The organism is Burkholderia sp. 9777_1386, from assembly GCF_015712265.1.
Classification (GTDB): Bacteria; Pseudomonadota; Gammaproteobacteria; order Burkholderiales; family Burkholderiaceae; genus Burkholderia; species Burkholderia cenocepacia.
Window position 1 is genome coordinate 75,630 of sequence record NZ_JACCQB010000021.1, and the last position, 19,511, is coordinate 95,140.

Annotated in this window: 16 protein-coding genes; 5 read left to right on the forward strand and 11 right to left on the reverse strand. The window is 69.0% G+C overall.

The features are described 5' to 3' along the window. Window positions 1-205 precede the first annotated feature (205 nt). Both H0X91_RS17805 and shiA read right to left on the reverse strand, forming a co-directional pair. Window positions 206-1,507, reverse strand: coding sequence for a UDP-N-acetylglucosamine 1-carboxyvinyltransferase (locus H0X91_RS17805; RefSeq protein WP_006485223.1), 1,302 nt, complete (start codon window positions 1,505-1,507; stop codon window positions 206-208). Between the two features lie 204 nt (window positions 1,508-1,711). Further along, a complete protein-coding gene (gene shiA, locus H0X91_RS17810) occupies window positions 1,712-3,019 on the reverse strand; it encodes a shikimate transporter (RefSeq protein ID WP_058903117.1) in 1,308 nt (435 codons plus the stop codon). A gap of 358 nt (window positions 3,020-3,377) precedes the next feature. Here shiA and H0X91_RS17815 point away from each other — a divergent pair, with 358 nt between their 5' ends. Then, the gene (locus tag H0X91_RS17815; RefSeq protein WP_006485220.1) at window positions 3,378-4,505 is read left to right on the forward strand and encodes a 4-hydroxyphenylpyruvate dioxygenase family protein; all 1,128 of its coding nucleotides are present in this window, start codon (window positions 3,378-3,380) and stop codon (window positions 4,503-4,505) included. 4 nt (window positions 4,506-4,509) lie between these two features. Here H0X91_RS17815 and H0X91_RS17820 read toward each other — a convergent pair whose 3' ends face one another. From H0X91_RS17820 to H0X91_RS17830, 3 genes are all read right to left on the reverse strand, one after another. Then, the gene (locus tag H0X91_RS17820) at window positions 4,510-5,745 is read right to left on the reverse strand and encodes an NADH:flavin oxidoreductase (RefSeq protein ID WP_006485217.1); all 1,236 of its coding nucleotides are present in this window, start codon (window positions 5,743-5,745) and stop codon (window positions 4,510-4,512) included. Between the two features lie 201 nt (window positions 5,746-5,946). Continuing rightward, a complete protein-coding gene (gene ribBA, locus H0X91_RS17825; protein WP_058903118.1) occupies window positions 5,947-7,071 on the reverse strand; it encodes a bifunctional 3,4-dihydroxy-2-butanone-4-phosphate synthase/GTP cyclohydrolase II in 1,125 nt (374 codons plus the stop codon). Then, complete coding sequence (locus tag H0X91_RS17830) at window positions 7,068-8,006, reverse strand: alpha/beta hydrolase (protein ID WP_012493334.1); 939 nt, start codon at window positions 8,004-8,006, stop codon at window positions 7,068-7,070. Before H0X91_RS17830 ends, ribBA begins: the two co-directional genes overlap by 4 nt. A 282-nt stretch (window positions 8,007-8,288) precedes the next feature. Here H0X91_RS17830 and H0X91_RS17835 point away from each other — a divergent pair, with 282 nt between their 5' ends. Then, on the forward strand, window positions 8,289-9,479 hold the full coding sequence (locus H0X91_RS17835; RefSeq protein WP_012493335.1) for a helix-turn-helix transcriptional regulator: 1,191 nt from the start codon (window positions 8,289-8,291) through the stop codon (window positions 9,477-9,479). 195 nt (window positions 9,480-9,674) lie between these two features. Here H0X91_RS17835 and H0X91_RS17840 read toward each other — a convergent pair whose 3' ends face one another. After that, window positions 9,675-10,340 (reverse strand): cation diffusion facilitator family transporter, encoded by a 666-nt coding sequence (locus H0X91_RS17840; RefSeq protein ID WP_006490641.1) that lies wholly within the window; start codon window positions 10,338-10,340, stop codon window positions 9,675-9,677. A gap of 407 nt (window positions 10,341-10,747) precedes the next feature. On the opposite strand from H0X91_RS17840, the gene H0X91_RS17845 reads away from it, so the two are divergent. Together H0X91_RS17845 and H0X91_RS17850 are read left to right on the forward strand one after the other, a co-directional pair. Next, window positions 10,748-11,344: a hypothetical protein gene (locus tag H0X91_RS17845; protein ID WP_006490642.1), complete on the forward strand. Its 597-nt coding sequence runs from the start codon at window positions 10,748-10,750 to the stop codon at window positions 11,342-11,344. A gap of 6 nt (window positions 11,345-11,350) precedes the next feature. Continuing rightward, entirely contained in the window at window positions 11,351-12,280 is a 930-nt protein-coding gene (locus H0X91_RS17850) for an alpha/beta fold hydrolase (RefSeq protein ID WP_196433171.1), read from the forward strand. Here the strand turns inward: H0X91_RS17850 and H0X91_RS17855 are convergent. The 4 genes from H0X91_RS17855 to H0X91_RS17870 form a co-directional block, all read right to left on the reverse strand. Beyond that, window positions 12,255-13,847, reverse strand: coding sequence for a S41 family peptidase (locus H0X91_RS17855; protein ID WP_230391263.1), 1,593 nt, complete (start codon window positions 13,845-13,847; stop codon window positions 12,255-12,257). The genes H0X91_RS17850 and H0X91_RS17855 overlap by 26 nt on opposite strands. 2 nt (window positions 13,848-13,849) lie before the next feature. Further along, on the reverse strand, window positions 13,850-14,221 hold the full coding sequence (locus tag H0X91_RS17860) for a DUF4156 domain-containing protein (RefSeq protein ID WP_034202340.1): 372 nt from the start codon (window positions 14,219-14,221) through the stop codon (window positions 13,850-13,852). Window positions 14,222-14,391: 170 nt separating this feature from the next. After that, window positions 14,392-15,039 carry a response regulator gene (locus H0X91_RS17865; RefSeq protein WP_006490644.1) on the reverse strand — a complete coding sequence of 216 codons (648 nt, stop codon included), beginning with the start codon at window positions 15,037-15,039 and terminating at the stop codon, window positions 14,392-14,394. Beyond that, window positions 15,036-16,493 (reverse strand): sensor histidine kinase, encoded by a 1,458-nt coding sequence (locus H0X91_RS17870; RefSeq protein ID WP_034202338.1) that lies wholly within the window; start codon window positions 16,491-16,493, stop codon window positions 15,036-15,038. The genes H0X91_RS17865 and H0X91_RS17870 overlap by 4 nt, the downstream gene beginning before the upstream one ends. Window positions 16,494-16,782: 289 nt before the next feature. Between H0X91_RS17870 and H0X91_RS17875 the strand changes: the two genes are divergently transcribed. Next, window positions 16,783-17,802: a DNA-binding protein gene (locus H0X91_RS17875; RefSeq protein ID WP_062910470.1), complete on the forward strand. Its 1,020-nt coding sequence runs from the start codon at window positions 16,783-16,785 to the stop codon at window positions 17,800-17,802. An 83-nt stretch (window positions 17,803-17,885) separates the two neighbouring features. Here the strand turns inward: H0X91_RS17875 and H0X91_RS17880 are convergent, their stop codons facing one another. Next, window positions 17,886-19,457 carry a hypothetical protein gene (locus H0X91_RS17880; protein WP_062910469.1) on the reverse strand — a complete coding sequence of 524 codons (1,572 nt, stop codon included), beginning with the start codon at window positions 19,455-19,457 and terminating at the stop codon, window positions 17,886-17,888. Window positions 19,458-19,511 lie beyond the last annotated feature (54 nt).

Sequence of the window (19,511 nt, forward strand, 5' to 3'; positions counted from 1 at the left end):
GGGAGTAGACGCCCCGATGACGCATTGTCGGGCTGGCGCTGACTGCGGGAAAGAGGCGTGAAGCAGCACGCAGTGTGCTGCCGTAAACAGATGGCAACCGATGGCAGAACGCTGCGCGGCCGCGCATGGAAGCGGCCGATACGGCATGAAAAGCCGAGGAACCGGATGCGACGCGACTATTCCGCGCGCCGCATCCGTCATGCCCTTACTCGCTGCTCGTCCACTCGACGTTCGCGCCCACCGAACGCAGGTTCTCGACGAAATGCGGATGCGCGCGGCGGATCGGCAGCGCGTTCATGATTTCCGAGCGACCTTCGATGCTCGCGGCCACCATCAGCAGCGCGATCGCGACGCGAATGATGTACGGGCTCTCGACACGCGCCGGCGTCAGTTGCAGCCCGCCGAACGTGATCAGCCGGTGCGGATCGGACAACAGCACGTGCGCGCCGAACTTCGACAGTTCGCCGGACCAGCCGAGCGCGCCGTCGTAGACCTTGTTCCAGAACATCGCACTGCCTTCCGCGCGCACGCCGAGCGCGATGAAGATCGGCAGCAGGTCGACCGGCAGGTACGGCCACGGCGCGGCTTCGACCTTGGTCAGGATGTTCTGCGTGAACGGCCGGCGCACGCGCAGCGGGCCGTCGCGTTCCGCGCGGGACCAGCCGTCGCGGTGCGTGACGGTGACGCCGAACTTCGCGAACGTGCGGTCGATCAGCGGGAAATGCTCGGGCGACGAGTTGCGCACCGTGATGTCGCCGCCCGTGATTGCGCCGAGCGCGAGGAACGTCGCGATCTCGTGGAAATCCTCGGCGAAGCGGAACTCGCCGCCGCCGAGCTTGCCGCCGCCCGTCACGCAGAGCCGCGACGTGCCGATGCCTTCGATCGCGACGCCGATCATCGCGAGGAACTGGCAGAACTCCTGCACGTGCGGTTCGGACGCCGCGTTCATCAGCGTCGACGTGCCGCTGGCGGCCGTCGCGCACAGCGCGAAGTTCTCGGTGGTCGTCACCGATGCGTAGTCGAGCCAGTGATCGTTGGCCGTCAGCGGGCCGTCGGTACGGACGATCAGCGAATCGGGCGTGCGCTCGATGTGCGCCCCGAATCGCTCGAACACCTCGACGTGCGGATCGATCTCGCGCACGCCGAGCGTGCAGCCCTTCACGTCGTTTTCGAGCCGCGCGACGCCGAAGCGCGCGAGCAGCGGCGGAATCAGCATGATCGACGAACGCATCGCCTCGGGCAGCCGGTGGACCGCCGGATCGAACTTCGTGTCGCGATGGTGGAGTTCGAGCAGACCCGTCGTGAAATCGACCGACACGTCGCTGCCGAGCGTGCGGAAGATGTCGAGGATCTTGCGCACGTCGGTGATGTCCGGCACGCCGACGAGACGCAGCGGCTGATCGGTCAACAGGGTGGCGCACAGAATCGGCAGGACGGCGTTCTTGTTCGCGGACGGCTTGATGTCCCCGCGCAGCGGAGTGCCGCCGTGGACGATGAGATTCGACATGATATGGGGGCGTATCGGTGACTGACGTAGGCCCATATGATGCCATTGGTCGGCACGCGGCGTGGAATGTTCAGAGGGGAAAAGGGGGAATCGGCGCGCTTAACTGACAGTGTTTGACGTCGCGCCCGAGATACGGCAGGCCGAATGCCGTCCGGCCCGACGCAATGGCCGGCCGCGCGTCGGGCCGGCCATCCGCTCACACCGTCATTGCGCCGCCCGCATCCGCGCCGCGACCACCAGCGAGATCAGGCAGCCGACCGCGAGATAGCCGGCGACGAGGTGCCACGAACCGCCGGCCACGCTGACGAGGCCGACCGCGATGAACGGCGTGAACCCGCCGCCGACGACGCTCGCGAACTGGTAGCCGACGCCCGCGCCGCTGTAGCGGTATTCGGCGCCGAACAGCTCGGTAAACAGCGGCTGCTGGACGCTCACGACCATGTCGTGCGCCGCGTTCGCCAGCAGGATCGAGAAGATGACGATCCATGCGATCGACCGCGCTTCCAGTGCGACGAAGAACGGTACCGCCGACGCAAGACCGATCAGCGCGCCGATCAGGTAGATGCGGCGCAGGCCGTAGCGGTCGGCGAGCCACGCGAAGCACGGGATCGTCACGCAGCTCACCGCGCCGACCAGCAGGCCGATGTTCAGGAACAGGTCGCGCGACATGCCGAGGTTCGTCGTCGAATAGCTGAGCGCGAACGCGGTGACGATATACATCGTGAACAGTTCGGCGAGCCGCAGCGCGACGATCAGCAGGAACGCCTTCGGGTGGCGCGTCAGCGCTTCCAGCACCGGCAGGCGCAGCTTGCGGTTGCCATGCTCGACCTTCTCGACGAACTCCTGCGATTCGTCCATGTTCTTGCGCACCCACAGCCCGATCAGCACCAGCACGATGCTGAACACGAACGGCAGGCGCCAGCCCCACGACTTGAACGCGGCCTCGCCGAGCGTATGGCTCAGGATCGAGACGATGCCGGTGGCCAGCACGAGCCCGACGCCGTAGCCGACCTGCACGCCGCTGCTGTAGAACGCCTTCTTTTGCTTCGGCGCGCTCTCGACGGCCATCAGCGCCGCGCCGCCCCATTCGCCGCCGACGGCGAACCCCTGGATCGCGCGCATCAGCACCAGCAGCACGGGCGCCCACCAGCCGATCGTCGAGAACGCCGGCAGCAGGCCGATCGCGACCGTCGACAGCCCCATCAGCATCACGGTCAGCACGAGCATCCGCTTGCGGCCGAGCCGGTCGCCGTAGTGGCCGAACACGATGCCGCCGAGCGGCCGGAACAGGAAGCCGACGCCGAAGGTGGCGAACGCCGCGAGCGTGCCCATCGTCGGACTGACTTTCGGGAAGAACTCCGAATTGAACACCAGCGCGGCGACGATCCCGTACAGCAGGAAGTCGTACCAGTCGACGACGGCGCCGACGAAGCTGCCGATCGCGGCCTTGCGGGCCTGGCTGCGCGCACGGGCGCCGGCCGCGGCGTCGAGGGTGTCGAAGGTGGGGGTCATGGCAATGTCTCCTGGCACGGCGCATCGTGGAATCGTGGCGGCGCCGCGTCCGATGCTGCATTGAAGTCGAAGGGTGAACGGAGAATAGGGCGCGCGCCACACGGCGGCAATTGGCCAAACGGGCAATGTGCGCGATTATCGTTCAAGTCCGTGCGATTATCGAACGCTTTCCGGGTTTGCACTAGGCGGCGCAACGATATCCCGTTCGGCCGGGGTGTGCCGCCGTGAACGATCTGGTTAAAATCTGCAGCATCGACAACTCGCCCGTTCGGGGCGGATGCGCCGCCGTCACCTCGGCCGCGCATGCCGCACGCGACAGGCACGAATCCCCATCGACCGCATGCCCCCGGAGACTGGAATGCCCGGCACTTCCCACCCATTGTCCAGCGATACGCCGCCCGTCGCCGATCCGGCCGCCAATCCGCTCGGGATGGCCGGCCTCGAATTCGTCGAATTCGCGGCGCCCGTGCCGGAAGCGCTCGCGCAACGCTTCGAGCAATTCGGGTTCAAGGCGATCGCGCGGCACGTCAGCAAGAACGTCACGCTGTACCGGCAAGGGCAGATGCATTTCCTGATCAATGCCGAGCCCGATTCGTTCGCCGCGCGCTATGCGGAGGAGTACGGAATGGGCGTCTGCGCGATCGGGTTGCGCGTGGCGAACGCCCGGCGTGCGTTCGAGCGCGCGATCCAGCTCGGCGCATGGGCGTTCGAAGGCGAAAAGGTCGGGGTCGGCGAGCTGAAGATCCCGGCGATCCAGGGGATCGGCGATTCGCACCTGTATTTCGTCGACCGCTGGCGCGGGCGGGACGGCCAGCGCGGCGGCGTCGGCGACATCTCGATCTTCGACATCGATTTCCGGCCGATCGACATCGCGACCGCGCATACCGATCTCGATTGCGCGGGCGTCGGCCTGCAGCAGGTCGATCACTTCACGCAAACCGTCGGCGCGGGCCGCATGCAGGAGTGGCTGGATTTCTACCACGACCTGCTGCACTTTCGCGAGATCCATCAGATCGACGCGCACTGGCATGTGTCGGAGGAATCGCGCGTGATGGTGTCGCCGTGCGGCGCGGTGCGGATTCCGGTCTACGAGGAAGGCACGCGCCGCACCGAGCTGATGCATGCGTACCTGCCCGATCATCCGGGCGAGGGCGTGCAGCACGTCGCGCTGGCCACCGACGACATCCTGTCGTGCGTCGATGCGCTGCGTGCGAACGGCGTCGAGTTCATCGAGCCGCCCGCGCGCTATTACGACGACGTCGACGCGCGGCTGCCGGCGCATGGCGTCGACCTCGACGCGCTGCGCCGCCGCGCGGTGCTGGTCGATGGCGAGATCGGCAGCGACGGTGTGCCGAGGCTGTTCTTCCAGACCTTCGTCAAGCGCCGCCCCGGCGAGATCTTCTTCGAGATCGTGCAGCGCAAGGGGCACCACGGGTTCGGCGAGGGCAACCTCGCGGCGCTTGCCCGCGCGCGCGACGCCGGCTGAACGATCAGGCGCCGGCGGCCGGCACGCGGTTCGGCGCGGGGTCGTTCGGCTCGCGCAGCACGCATGCGGTGCCACCGGGCGTGTACATCGACACCACACAGCGGTTGCACGACGTACAGCCCGACTGCGCGAGCCGGCCGTCGCGCAGCCCGTTTACGAAACCCGGCTCGAACACGAGCGCCCGTGCCAGCGCGACCGCGTCGAACCCTTCGCGCATCGCCCGCGCGACGTTGTCGCGCGAGCGCACGCCGCCGAGGTAGGCAAGCGGCATCCGGACGGCCGCGCGCACCTGCTTCGAATGCTCCAGGAAATACATCTCCCGGAACGCGCCCATCTTCGGCTCGGTGAGTGTCTGCAGCGCCATCGCGGCCCGCACGATCGCATTGTCGGCATTCGCGCGCGCATCGCCCGGCAGCGGGCTGCCGAACAACTGCCATACCGATTCGACGTTCATCCCGCCGCTCAGCACGAGCAGGTGCGCGCCTTCGGCTTCGAGCCGCCGCGCGATCTCGCACGCGTCGTCGGCCGTGCCGCCGCCACGCACGCCTTCCGTCACGCCGATCTTGCAGACCACGGCGAGATCGCGGCCCACCGCGTCGAGCACGCGGCGCAGCACGTCGACCGGAAAGGCCGCCCGACGCGCGGCGTCGCCGCCATACGCGTCGCGGCGGCGGTTGTACAGCGGCGACAGGAACTGGCTCAGCAGATAGCCGTGCCCCATGTGAATCTCGACCGCATCGAAGCCGGCGTCGCGCGCATGCCGCGCCGCCTGCGCGAACTCGTCGGCGATCGCCGACATCTGCTCGCGCGTCATCGCCTGCTTCAGGAAGCGGCCGCTCATCACGCCGACCTTGTTGAAGCCGCCCGACGCGCTCAATGGCCGTTTCGTCGACAGCGACGGCAGGAACGTGAAGCAGCCGCCGTGCGTGATCTGCGCGGAGGCCGCCGCGCCGTGACGGTGGACGGCATCGGTCAGCACGCGGAATTGCCGGACCGTCGGTGCGTCGAGCCGGGCCTGGTCGACGAACGTGCGACCGTCGTCGCTGATCGCGCAGTATGCGACGGTCGTCAACGCGGCGCCGCCCTCGGCGATGCGCTCGTGAAAGCGGACAAGCGCTCGCGACGGCACGCCGTTCGGCGTCATCCCTTCGTTGGTGGCGGACTTGATCAGGCGGTTGCGCAGCGTCAACGGGCCGATCTGCAGCGGGCTGAACGCGGTGGTGAGGTCAGCTGATTCCATGGGGCGGACGAAAGGATGGGCACGGCGACCATTGTGCGGCGGCGGGACGGGCGCGCATCGTCCGCGTGGATGAGCCGCGGTGCCGCGCGGCGGCCCGCCGCGATCCCGTCGAGCACGCACGGTGGCTGGCAGGCATCGACGAAACACCCCTCCACGGCACCGAACGGCAGCGTGCCGCGCCCCGGCTACCCGCGCCGACCCTCACGCCGCCCGCAATGAATTCGCCGGCATCGCCCGCGCGCCTTCCGGATCGTCGTCGCCGAGCGGAATGAACGCCATGATCTCCAGGTCGTGCCCCGACAACGCCGGCAGCCGGAACGGGCTCGACAGCACGTTCAGCCGCCGCACGCCGACGTCGCGCAGGATCTGCGACCCGATTCCCGTCACGCGTCCGTCGCGGCGCGCCGTACCGGCCGGCATCCGCGGCGCGTCGCCACGCAGGTCGCAATCGAGCAGCACCGCCACGCCGCAGCCGGCCGCATCGATGCGCTGCAGCGCGGCGTGCAGCGGCCACGAATGCGCGGAGGGCTCCGCGTCGAGCAGGTCGAGCAGCGAATGGCATTCGTGCACGCGCGCCAGCACGGGCGTCGCCGGATCGGGTTCGCCCCGCACGAGCGCCAGATGCGGCGCGTCGTGCACGGCGTCGCGATACTCGATCGCACGGAACCGTCCCCACGGCGTATGCAGCGGTCGCTCGCCGACGCGTTCGACGAGCGACTCATGCTCGCGGCGGTAATGGATCAGGTCGGCGATCGTGCCGATCTTCAGCCCGTGATGCGCGGCGAACGCCTTCAGCTCCGGCAGCCGCGCCATCGTGCCGTCGTCGTTCATCACCTCGCAGATCACCGACGCGGGCGTGAGCCCGGCCAGCGCCGCGAGATCGCAACCGGCCTCGGTGTGCCCGGCGCGCACGAGCACGCCGCCCGGCCGCGCGGCGATCGGAAACACGTGGCCGGGCTGCACGAGATCGTCGGGGCGTGCGCCCGAACGCACGGCCACGCGGATCGTATGTGCGCGATCGGCGGCCGAAATGCCGGTCGTCACGCCTTCGGCCGCCTCGATGCTGACGGTGAACGCGGTGCCGAACGGCGCGCCGTTGTGGTCGGCCATCGGCGGCAACCGCAGTTGCGCGCAGCGTTCGGCGGTCAGCGTCAGGCAGATCAGCCCGCGCCCGAAGCGCGCCATGAAATTGATCGCGTCGGGTGTCACGTGATCGGCGGCGATCACCAGGTCGCCTTCGTTCTCGCGATCCTCTTCATCGACGAGCAGGACCATGCGGCCCGCGCGCAGCTCGTCGACGATCTCCAGCGTGCCGGCGAGCGTCATGACGCCTCCGTCGCGTCGAAGGCGCGGCGCAGCGCGTCGGCGCCGAACGTCAGCACGCGCTCGGCCGCGTCGACCGCGCCGAGCATGCTCGCGAAACCGTGCAACTGGCCCGGCCAGCGCACGAGCGTCACCGGCGTGCCGGCCCGCGCGAGACGCAGCGCATACGCTTCGGCCTCGTCGCGCAGCGGATCGAATTCGGCGCTGACGATCGTCGCCGGCGCGACGCCCGCGACATCCGGCGCAGCGAGCGGGCTCGCGAGCGGCGACGCGCGATCGGCGCCGTCGTCGAAGTAGTGGCCCTTGAACCAGCGCATCATGTCGGCCGTCAGGAAATAGCCGCTGCCGAGCGATTCGTACGACGGATGCTCGGTCGCGCAATCGACGACCGGATACAGCAGCAACTGGTGCGCGATGGCGATGCCCGAGCCGCGCAACTGCAGCGCGGCGACCGCCGCGAGATTGCCGCCCGCGCTGTCGCCGGCGACCGCCACCGCGCCGGCGCGGGCGCCGAGATCGCGTGCACTGGCCGCCGCCCAGCGCACGGCGTCGCACGCATCGTGCGCGGCGGCCGGGAAGCGCGCCTCGGGCGCGAGCCGGTAGTCGACCGACAGCACGAGCGTGCGCGCCCGATGCGCGAGGCTGCGGCACAGGTTCGCGTGCGAGTCGATGCCGCACGACACGAAGCCGCCGCCGTGGAAAAACACGGTCAGCGGCAACGGCCCGTCGACGGCGGGCCGATACAGCCGCGCCGGCAATCGACGGCCCGCTGCCGGGATTTGCCAGTCCGCTTCGGCGGCGACGGCATCGCCGGGCGCGAACGCGCCGCCGGCGGCGAGGCTCGCGCGGTACGCGGGAACGGTGAGCTGCGCGAAATCGATCGCGGGGGCGTGGGCGAATGCGGCGAGCAGCGCCTGCGCCTGAGGGTCGAGCGGCATGGGAACTCCTGTCTGAATCGGATGCGGTCTGAATCAGGTAAACCCGTGTCGCGGTTTTCCCTGAGTCCGCGCCGGACGCTTGCCGGCACGGCCTGACGGGCATTCCAGCGCAGCGGGCAGGGCGCCACATCATCCGATCGGACGATGGTTTGCCCGCCCGGATGGCCAATTCTCGCCATTCAGTGAATCTCCCGATGACGCCGGAATTTAGACGCGTCTTAAATCATGGCGGCGCGGCTCGGTCGCACCGCAAACATGTCGTATGGAGGATGGAGCGTGCTGATGGAGACGAGATGGGCTCCGCAAGAGAGCCAGGCAACCAGTGACGAGGCCGACATCGGCGTCGCGGATTTCAGCGAGCTGATGGCGCGCATCTACCAGGGTCCGCTGGAGACGCCGCCGTGGGCCGGCGCGCTCGAGCTCGTCCGTCGCTGGCTGCACGCGAACTACGTGACGCTGATCCTGCGCGCGGCCGCGAGCGATCGCCGCGCGCCGCTGTCCGTGCACGCGTCGGAATTCGGCCCGGTCGTTCCGGGCGACGGCGAGGCGTCGTACAACAACTACTACTATTCGCTCGACCCGTTCGTCGGCCTGCCGGCCGATCGCGTCGTCACGGTCGACGACGTGTTCGGCGACACGGGCTGGCTGTCGAGCGAGCTGTACAAGCAGTTCCTGAAGCCGCAGGACGTGCGCTATATCCTCGGCGCGGACCTGCGCACGCCGTCGGGCGTCGAGTGCCGGTTCCGCGTGTGCCGCAACCATGCGTCGAAGCAGTTCTCCGCGCGCGACAAGGCGGTCTGCGCGCTGCTGCTGCCGCACCTGAAGCGCGCGGTGGAACTGCATTCGCGGCTCGATTCGGCGGAGGTCGAGCGCTCGATCTACGCGAACGCGATCGACCGCATGCAGGTCGGCACGATCGCGCTCGACGAGAACGGCACGATCATCGACATGAACAGCGTCGCCGACGAGATCCTCAAGCAGAACAACGGGCTGACGATCGCGCGCGGCACGATCGAGGCGACCGACGCGCAGGAGAACCGCACGCTGAAGCGGCTGATCCGCCACGCGGTGATGGGGCATCACGGCACAGCCGCGGCAACCGTCGAGGCGATGCCGATCACGCGCAGCTTCGACAAGCCGCGCCTCGGGCTGCTGGTGCGCACGGTGCTGCTGTCCGACTGGTCGGAGGACAACCGGCGACGGCCGGCCGTCACGCTGTTCCTGCGCGATCCCGATCGCAAGCCGCAGGGCGCGCAGGAAATCATCCGCAAGCTGTTCGACCTGACGCCGGCCGAGACATCGCTCGCGCTGCTGCTCACCAACGGGCTGACGCTCGAGGAAGCCGCGGACGAATCGGGAATCAGCAAGAACACCGCGCGTACGCACCTGCGCGCGATTTTCTCGAAGACGGGCGTCACGCGTCAGGCGACGCTGGTGCGGATTCTGCTCGGGAGTGTCGTGCCGCTCGGGTGAATGGTGTAGTCGATGCCGACCGAGCGGCAACGGATGCGTTCGCCCGGCAATACATCGGCATCGATCGATACGTCACCGGCGTCGCGACGATGGCGACTTGACGCAAAAGAGGCTCGCACCGCGCGAGCCTCTTTTGCGTCCCGTGCCGTCGCTCATGCGTATCGATTGGGCGACGGGTCGTGCGGCTACCCGAGTTCACGACCCGCGCGTCGAGCGATTCGCCCAATCGGCCCATGCCGGCCATTGCGCGCAGCCGCGCCGGATGAAGGCGACGCCGGTGCGGATCACGAGCGCGCCGATCGCGAGCGCGGCCAGGTCGTCCAGACGGCCGAAGCCAATCAGCGCCGCACTCATCGCGAGCGCCGCGAGCAACGACGACAGCGCATCGGTCCGCACGTGCCAGCCGCTCGCCTCGAGCAGCGCGGAACCGGTCTCGCGCGCCTTGCGCAGCATCCAGCAGGACAGCACGGCCTTGCCCGCGAGCGTGACCGCAACCAGCGCGAGCGCGGTCGCGCCCGGCTGCACGACCGGCGGCGTATCGAACCGGGTCAGCGCATGCCAGATCATTTGCGCGCCGGTGATGGCCAGCAACGCGCCGAGGCCCGCGAGCGCGAGCGGCTCGTAGGTCGGGCGACGCTGCGGCGGCAGGCGCGCGTCGAGCCGGCAGGCGACGAGGATCAGCGCATCGGCCGCAAGGTCGATCGCCGCATGCGCGACGTCCGCGAGCAGCCCCGACGAATGCGCGGACCATGCCGCCGCCGTCTCGACGGCGAGCAGCAGCAGGTTGATCGCGAGGCTGACGGCGAGGGCGCGAGACGTGGCTGCGTAGACGTGGGGCGTGGCGCGCGACGGGCGCTGCATGGCGGATCGCTTGTCGGAATCGGGGACGGCTTCGAACGTTACCGGCCTACGGTGGCACGCGAATGACAAGACGAAACGAGGGCGCGGCGCGAGGATTCGGCGCATGGCGATCCGCTGACCGGTCACCCGTCGCGCTCACCGCTTTCGATTGCGCTGAAAAAATTACAGCGCGCGTTCATTTGGTAGCGGATTCGCTGGCATCGGATGACGCTGCCGCGCCGTCGCCGCAGGCCGCCCGATGGAGCGCCGAAGCGCGATGAGCGACGCGGCCGGCTTGCGAGCAGGATCGCGGTTTGCTTTCGCGACAGCCCGGCAGGTTCGCCCGGACCGCGTATCCGAGGTTTTCCCGGCCGCCACCGGCAGCTGCCGGGCGACGAAATTCACCGCCCACTCCCGTGAGCGCCTCAATGCACGACAGCCAGCACCTTCACCCACCCGACACGATGCGTGAGTCCAGCACGATCGTCGTCGGTCGCGTCGTTCATCCGGGACGGGAAAGGCAATTCGATCGCTGGGCGCGCGAGATCGACGCGGCGGCGCGGCGTTACCCGGGGCACCTCGGAAACGTTCGCCTGAGCGATTCCAGCGGCATCAACTACCTGATTTATCGGTTCGACTCGCCGGCGCACCTGCATGCGTGGGAGGCCTCCGCGGAGCGACGAAAGCTGGTGGCGAAGGGCGACACGATATCGGACGAGCATCGCGATGCCGCGGTCGGCATGGATGCGTGGTTCGCGATCGCCGGCAAGCCCGCTACACCGAAGTGGAAAACGTTTCTCGTGACGTGGCTGGCCGTTTATCCGGCCCTGCTGTCGATCACGTACCTACTGAACGCGCTCCTGCCAGCGTCGGAGCGTCCTGTCCAACTCGCGCTCAGCTCCGCGCTGCTGACCGCATCGCTGACCTGGATCATCATGCCGCTCCTCACGAGGCAACTTCGGCCATGGCTGCTCCGGGGCGTGAAGCAGGTCGACAGGCTGGGCGACCGACACAGCAACGGATGACGACCCATGCAGAACGAACGATCCGAACAATCGATGCCAGGGATGCCGGCGCCGGGCCTGCCGGCCGGTTTCGAGCGGCGCTTCAGCCGACGCTACGCGCAGCTCGACGACGTCCGACTCCATTACGTGACCGGCGGCCCGAACGACGGCGAGATGGTGGTCCTGCTGCACGGCTGGCCGCAAACCTGGTACACGTGGCGTCACGTGATGCCGGCACTCGCCGAAGACGGGTATCGGGTCGTCGCGGTCGATTACCGCGGCGCGGGCGAATCCGACAAGCCGCTCGGCGGCTACGACAAGGCGTCGATGGCGGGCGACATCCGCGCCCTCGTTCACCAGCTCGGCGCGACGCGCATCCACCTCGTCGGCCGCGACATCGGCGTGATGGTGGCCTATGCGTACGCCGCGCAATGGCCGACCGAGATCGTGAAACTTGCGATGCTCGACGTTCCGGTGCCGGGCACGCGTATCTGGGACGAAGCGAAGGCCAGCGCCGATCCGCAGATCTGGCATTTCGGACTGCATCAGCAGCGCGATATCGCGGAAATGCTGATTGCGGGCAAGGAGCGCGCGTACATCCTCGATTTCTACAAGAAGCGAACCCACGTCGCGCTGTCGAACGACGATATCGCCGTCTACGCCGACGCTTACGCGGCGCCGGGCGCGCTACGCGCCGGGTTCGAACTCTATCGCGCGTTTCCGCAGGACGAGACGCGGTTCAAGGCGTTCATGAAGCACAAGCTCCCGATGCCGGTGCTGGCGCTCGCGGGCGACAAGAGCAACGGCGCCAAGGAACTCGACATGGCGAGGGAGCTGGCGCTGGACGTTCGCGGAGCCGTTGCGCCGAATACGGGCCATTGGCTGCCGGACGAGAATCCGGCCTTCCTGACACGCCAGTTGCTCGATTTCCTCAGGGAAGCCGCGTCGGGCCGTTAAAGGCCCGCGCCGTGATGCGTCGCGCTTCGGGCCGCCCTCGCGCGCGGTGGTTGGGTCGGTCGCGCATGGTGCGCCGGGTCCGGTGCGACAGCGCGGCTTCGCCGGCAAGCGCCGCGGCGCGCAACACGGCGCGGCCGTAACCCGAGTCCGACGCATCGTCCGGAATCACGTCGAATTCCGCGTCGGGCCGGATTCCGCGTGCTTCGTATGACACGCCGGCTGCATCGCGCGTCACATGATTCGCGATGCCCATCATCCAGCCGTTCGGCAACCCTTTGCCGAAGCCGCCGGACAGCGCACCCTGCGTGGTCTGGCCGGCCTGGATCGCGTGCGGCAGCGTGCGCATCATCAGCGTCAGGTATTCGCCGGCGCTGACGGTCACGTCGCTCGTCAGCACGACGACGGGCTTCGCATAGCGCACGGCGCCGCCCGGTTCGACATGGAATCGCTGCGGCGCGATGCCGGCCGCCTGCGGGAGCGCACGCGTATAGGCGAGCCGCTTGCGGTCGGCGAAGCGCGCGGCGATGTCGTGCGCGATCTGCGCCGCGCCGCCCTGGTTGAACGCGAGGTCGAGCACGAGCGCATGCGTCTGCCCGAGCCGCTGGAGCACGACATCGAGCGTGGCGGCGAGCCGGGCACGGTCCTGCTCGATGTCGGCGATCGGGCCGCCCGCAAAGCCGCCCATCCGGTCGATCGCGAGATAGCCAATATTGCCGTCGAGCACGCCCCAGACCAGGCTGCCGTCGAATTCGATGCCGCGCGCATCGGCGCGCAGGAGGCCGAGCCGCGCCTGCGTTTGCCGCGCGTGCCACACGCCGAGCCAGGCCGGAAACGACGTAGCGGGCGCCTCTTGCATCCACGCATGCCGCAACCGGCGGAAGGTCTGCTGCGGTGCGTTTTCGTCGCGCCAGCCGAGCGTGAACGAATCGTTTTCGTCGCTGATGCTGGTATGCGCATCGACCGGTGCGCCGAGCAGCGCATCGAGCACGGGCCCGAGCGCCGCGTCGCTGCCGGCGGCGGCGGCCTGCGGGCGCAGTCGCGCGATACGCGCCGCCCAGTCGATGCCGTAGTTGGCCGCGAACGAATGGAAGTCGAGCAGCAGGGCGGCGACCGCGTCATACGTCGCGAGCGGCGACGGCGCGCCGTTGCCCGTCATGCGACACGCGTCGGGCAGCGCAGCCAGCGGGCGCGCATGCAGCTGCATGCCGTCCGGCGAGTCGGTGAAGACCATGCCGCCGCGCCAGCGTGCATACATCCCGATCAGGCCGGCGACGGCCGCCGTGCTCGCGTTGTACGCGGGATCGCGCCAGCACAGGTTGCCGGTGCGCGTCGTGTTGTAGATGACCGCGCCGTGCGGCCCGATCTCGGCGATCGCGCCGGTGCCGGCAAGCGTCCAGATACCGTGTGTCTGCGGCACGAACGCGCCGTCCTGCCACGCGGCGCGCAGCATCTCGGGCGGCGCGGACGGCAGCCCGCCCGGCACGACGGGCTCGTTGCCGTCGCCGCCGCAGCCGGGCAGCCAGCCGGAGATACCGAGGCTCCATATCAGGGTGGCGAAGGCACGCATCGTCACGCCCCGGCGCCCGGGCAGCGATACACGCTGCCGGTCAGCGTGACGCCGGTCTGCCGCAGGTAGCCGCCGTCGGTACCGTCGAAACTGCCGCTTTGCACGCCGCGCTGCGTGAGCAGCACCACGACGTTGCCGCCGAGCGCGGCCGCGCGGGTCTTCAGGTCGTTGCGCGCCCCGGTCTCGAGCGTCGCATCGGGGATGAAGCCGCCGATCAGGAAGTTGCCGCGGCTGCCGGTCACGTCGCCGAGGTGGCGGCAGGTGCCGCCGGGGTCGCTCGTGACGATGCGCACGTCGCGCCCCGCGGCGGAAGGTTCGAGCGGCGCGCATGCCGCCAGCGCGACAGGAAGGCACAACAGCCAGGCAGGTCTCATGTTTTCGCCGTAACGAATGCGCGGAATCGCGCGACAGCGCCACTTTAGGGACGCCGGCCGCGCCGCGCATCGGGCGAAGGTCGCGCGCTGGCGACGGAAAGGATCCGACGAAAGTCGTAGATACGGGGAAGCGCGGTCGACGCGCGGCCGGCACTGGCCGCTCGGCGACGTCAGGTTTTCGGCGCCATCAATCCTTCGCGCCACGCGAGCGCGACGGCCTGCGTGCGGTCGGACAGATGCAGTTTCGACATCACGTTGCCGAGATGCGTCTTGACCGTCTTTTCCGTGATGCCGAGCGTCGCGGCGATGCGCGCGTTGCTGCCGCCCTCGGCCAGGCAGCGCAGCACTTCGAGCTCGCGCGCGGTCAATGCGGCGAACGGGTTGCGCGGCGGCTTGCGCAACGCACCGATCATGCGCTGCGCGATGCCGGGGTGCAGCGTCGGTTCGCCGTGGACGGCCGCATGGATCGCCTGCAGCAAACGCTCGCCGCGCATCGATTTCAGCAGGAACGAATCGGCGCCGGCGTCGATCGCGGCCAGTGCCAGCGCATCGTCGTCGGACGACGTCAGCACCATGATGTGCGTGTCGCCGCTCGCCGCCCGAATCGCACGAATCACCGCCGGCACGCCGGCGTGGCCCATGCCGGGCATCATCAGGTCGAGCAACAGCACGTCGGGACGATGCACGCGTACCTGCTCGACCGTGGACGCGCCGTCGTCCGTTTCCGCGACGATCTCGAACGACGCATCGAGCCGCAACAGGCCACGGATGCCTTCGCGCACGACCGCGTGATCGTCGGCAACGAGGATGGTGGTCATGTGGTCTCCATCGGATTGAAATGGACGGTCACGCGCGTGCCGTCCGCGCCCGACACGATGTCGAGCCTGCCGCCGGGCAGCGCGTCCGCGCGCCAGCGCAAATTGCCGAGCCCCATGCCGACGGGCACGGCGGCCGGGTCGAAACCGGCGCCGTCGTCGCGCACGCTCCATCGCCAGTGTGCCGGCGGACGGGCGGCCGATGCGTGACCCGCGTCGCCCGGTTCGCACGCGATGTCGATGCGGCGACAGCCGCTATGGCGCAGCGCATTCGCGACCGCCTCGTGCGTGATCATCAGCAACTCGTGCGCGGCCGCCGGATCGGCATCGAGCGTGCGCGCCGCGGCATCCGGCAGGTCGAGCGACCACGCGATGCCCGAGCCGGCCAGCAAGTCGCGCACCGCGTGCGAAACGGCCGCACGCAGGCCGTCCTCGGCAATCGCGGGCAGGCTGAAGCCGGTCACCACGTTGTCGAGATCCTGCTGCAGGTGATCGGCCAGACGCCGCGCCGCGCCGACGGTCGGCAACAGGTCGGGGTGACGCTGCGCCTCGTATTCCAGCTCGGTCAGCTTGAGGCCGAGCACGAAGCTGCGCTGCTTCGCGGTGTCGTGCAGGTCGCGGGCGATGCGCGTGCGCTCGACCGATACCGCGAGCGCCTTCTGCATGCCGAACGCCCGCGCGAGCGCATCGGCCATCCGGTTGAAATGCGCGGCCAGCGCGCCGAGTTCGTCGCGCGACGCATCGGCGATCCGCGCCGACAAGTCGCCGGCCGCCCAGCGGTCGGCCGCCGCCGTCATCCGCCGCACGCGCCGCACCAGCAACCAGACGAGCAAGCCCGCGAAGCTCGCGCCCATCGCACCGAGATACAGCACGGTGCGGATCAGGTCGTAGGCCGAGGCGTCGTCCGCGATCTCGTAGTGGAGTTGCCAGCCCGGCCAGTAATGGACGCCGATCCGCGCGATCGCGCCGCCGGCCAGCGCGATGCGCGTGACGATGGCCCAGTCGCCGTCACGATGCAGCATCGTGTCGGGCGCCGCCGGGTCGGCCGGTGTCGCCGCGAACGCATCGGACAGCAGCGGCGACGCGACCGGCGACGTTTCGCATCCCGCGCCATCCGGCTGCGCGATGCGCACCTGCAACCGGCCGGCGCCGAAGAAGCCCATCATCGGCGCGAAATCCATCACGTCGCGCGCGCCGATTCGTGCGATCTGCCAGAACATCGCGTCGGCCGCGGCGCGGCAGGCGACCGGGTCGCGCAAGTCGACGGCGCCGGTCGCGGCGGCCAGTGCAGGGCGATCGAGATTGCCGAGAAAACGGCGAATGTCGCTTTCCGCATGCGTGCGCCACAACACGCTCGTCAGCACCGACGACAGCACCATCGCGACGAACCCCACGACGATGAACGTCGGTACGAGCTTGACGAACAAGCCGCGAAAGCCGATCCGGAATGTGCGCAACGCGGGCTCCTCGTTCTTCTGTCTTTTACCGTTGCCCCGGCAAAGCAGGGCGGCCAGCCTTCAATCGCGCCATGTTGACGTTTTTTCGAGGCGGTTGCAGCGGCGTTTTTGCCGGGCAACCACGTTGGGGTGAAGGCGAGGCCGCCAACAGCTTCCGCGATGGCACATGCGAGGCCATGAACCATCGCACTCGACATTATAGAAATAATGTCAAAACTCAATTGGCGAATGATTGGATATATAACGGTTTACGTTATATTATTTATCAAGTTCCCGACGAAACTCCGCCATGTCCGATCTCGCCGCCGACGAACCCCGCCTGACCGCCGAAATCGAGCGCCTCAAGGCCGACTTCCCGAAAACCCGCGAGCTGTATCGCGAAGCCTGCGCGTTGCTGTTCTTCCGCTTCGGCATCACGCCGACGGCGAACCGCCTGTACCAGCTCGTCCGCAAGGGCAGCATGAGCACGCCGACGGCCGTCCTGGCCGAGTTCTGGGCCGAGCTGCGGGAAAAGAGCCGCGTGCGCATCGAGCACCCGGACCTGCCGGCCGATCTGCAGGCCGCGGCAGGCGAACTGGTCGCGGCGCTGTGGAACCGGTCGAGTACCGACGCGGCCGCCGCACTCGACTCGCTGCGCGCGGAAGTCGAAGCCCAGCGGGCCGCGGCGCAAGCGGAAGTCGCGACGTTGCAGGCCGAACTGGCCCGCACCGAAACCGCGCTGGAGCAACGCACGACCGCGCTGCTGGCCGCGCAGGTCCGCATTCAGGAACTGGAGCAGGCGAGGGCGGCGGACGATGCATCGCGGCAAGCGCTGCAAGCGGATATCGAACGCCTGACAGCCGACAACGCGGAGGCCGATCGCGCACTCGCCGAAGCCCGCGCGGATTTCACCACCCAGCTCGACCGGTTGCGCGACGACGCGGGCCGCGCCGAGGCGCGCCTGCGCGCATCGGAGAAGCGGGCCCTTCAGGAAATCGATCGCGAGCGGCTCACGGCCGCACGATTGCAAAAGGAACTCGACGCAGCGACATCGCGCGCGGAACAGCGCGATGCGCAGCAGCGGAAGGACATGGCCGCGCTACAGGCGCAACTCGGCGACGCGTTGCATCGCTGCGGCGTGCTTCAGGGGCAGCTCGACGGCGCCCTGGCGACCGATGCGGCGCGCAGCAACGAGCTCGACGCGCTGAGGCGCGAGATGGCGGCGCTCGTGCGCCGGCCGCCGTTGCGCGGCGTCAAGGCCGTCCCGGCCGCCGAACGGAGCGAGCGGCGGGCACGCATGAGAAAGCGCGCCGACGAAGCGCCGCGCTGACTGCAGGGCCGATCGGCGCCGCATGCGCGAAGCGACGTGGCGCGAGCGGCCGGCCCGACCGACCGCCGGCCGCTGCGCCCCGCTCAACTCCCCACATACCGCGACGGCAGCGGCGGCGCGTCCGCCGGAATCGTCACGAGCGACGTGTTCAGCCAGCCTTGCGGCGTGCCGTTCGACTGCGCATACGCGCCGACGTACGGCATCATCCGCGTCGTCTGATAGACCTGCGGCGTCCAGCCGGCGGGCGCGAGGAAGATCGACGTCGCGCGCTTCTCGCTGTACGCGGATGCGCCGTACGTCGAGATGTTCCACAACGTCTGCTGATACGTCGCGTAGTCGGCGTTGTGACGCGAGCCGCCGGCCTGCCAGCCTTCGAGCTGGATGAACGTGTTGTACGTGCCGGCGCCTGCGAGCAGGTTGTTCACCGTGCGCCCGTACAGAAACGACAGGATCAGCCCGCAATTCGCCGGCGCGAAATCGTTGCCGACGCTCAGGTAATAGCGGCCCGTCGTGTTCACGACCGATGCGTAGTGCGAATTGCCGATATCCGTCGACGTCGCCAGCCCGCTCGCCCCCATGAAACTGTCGAAGGCCTGCATCGTGACGCCCGCCGGCAGGTCGCTGGTCGCGCTGATCGCGACGAGGTGCGAACCGGCCGCCAGCAGCGTCAGGAACGCGGACAGCGTGGCCGCGTTCCAGTTGCCTTGCGCGTCGACGAACGGGAACGCGCGATAGCCGGTCAGCGAGAAAACCGCCGGGTCGGAGCCGGCCTGCCACGCGATCTGCGGCACCCACATCGTCAGCGGGCCCGCGTTCGACGCGCTCGACACGTACTGCTTCAGCGCATCGATCAATTGCGCATCGGCGCCGGGCAGCACGGTGTACGACGCGCCGTCCTGCCAGCGTCGCACCCATTGCGCGACGAAGCCCGCGAGCTGGCCGCCGGTGAAGTCGGCGGGCGGCACGTAGCCGAGCGAGCCCGTGCCCTGATACGCGGACCGGATCGCCGCGGCCGTGCGCACGTTGCTGCCGAACATGCTGTTCGCGAAATCCTGGCAGTTGTTGGCCGGCGGCGTCGCGAGTTGCGCGAGCGGGACGACCCATGCGCCGTTCGCGGTCGCGACGCCGCGATACAGGTTGAGATTCGCGACCGAGTCGTGGCCGGGAAACGTCGCGGCGTCGGCGCCCGACACGTAGCCGGCCGACGGCGTGACGCTGACGGTGGTCGGCTGCGACCCGAACGGATGCGTGTACGCGATCGCGAACGATGCATCGCCGCCGGCGAGGCTGAACGATCCCGTGCAATCGCCCCAGCTGTTCGACGCGCTGACGGCGGTCGATTGCCCGGTCGCGATCAAACTCTGCGACGCCTGCGGCGTCGAGCCGCTCTGGCTCGCCGCATTGCCGAACGCGAGCGTGGTCGACGGAATCGCGTTGACGACGTTGATCGTGATCGAGCGATCGGCGATGCCGTAGCTGCGGGCGGACGTATCGGCGGCGCCGGTGGCGGCGAACGACGACGCGGCGGCCGGGCTGCCGTCGCCGCCACAGGCAGCCAGCGAGCCGACGAGCGGCGACAGGGTCAGCGCGGCGCCACGCTGAATGAAGCGCCGGCGGTTCGGCGCGGTCGGGCGGACGGGTTTCGAAGCGGTCATGGGGCGTTCCTGGTCACGGGTTCGAGAGGCGGTAACGGTCCGGCGCATTGCACA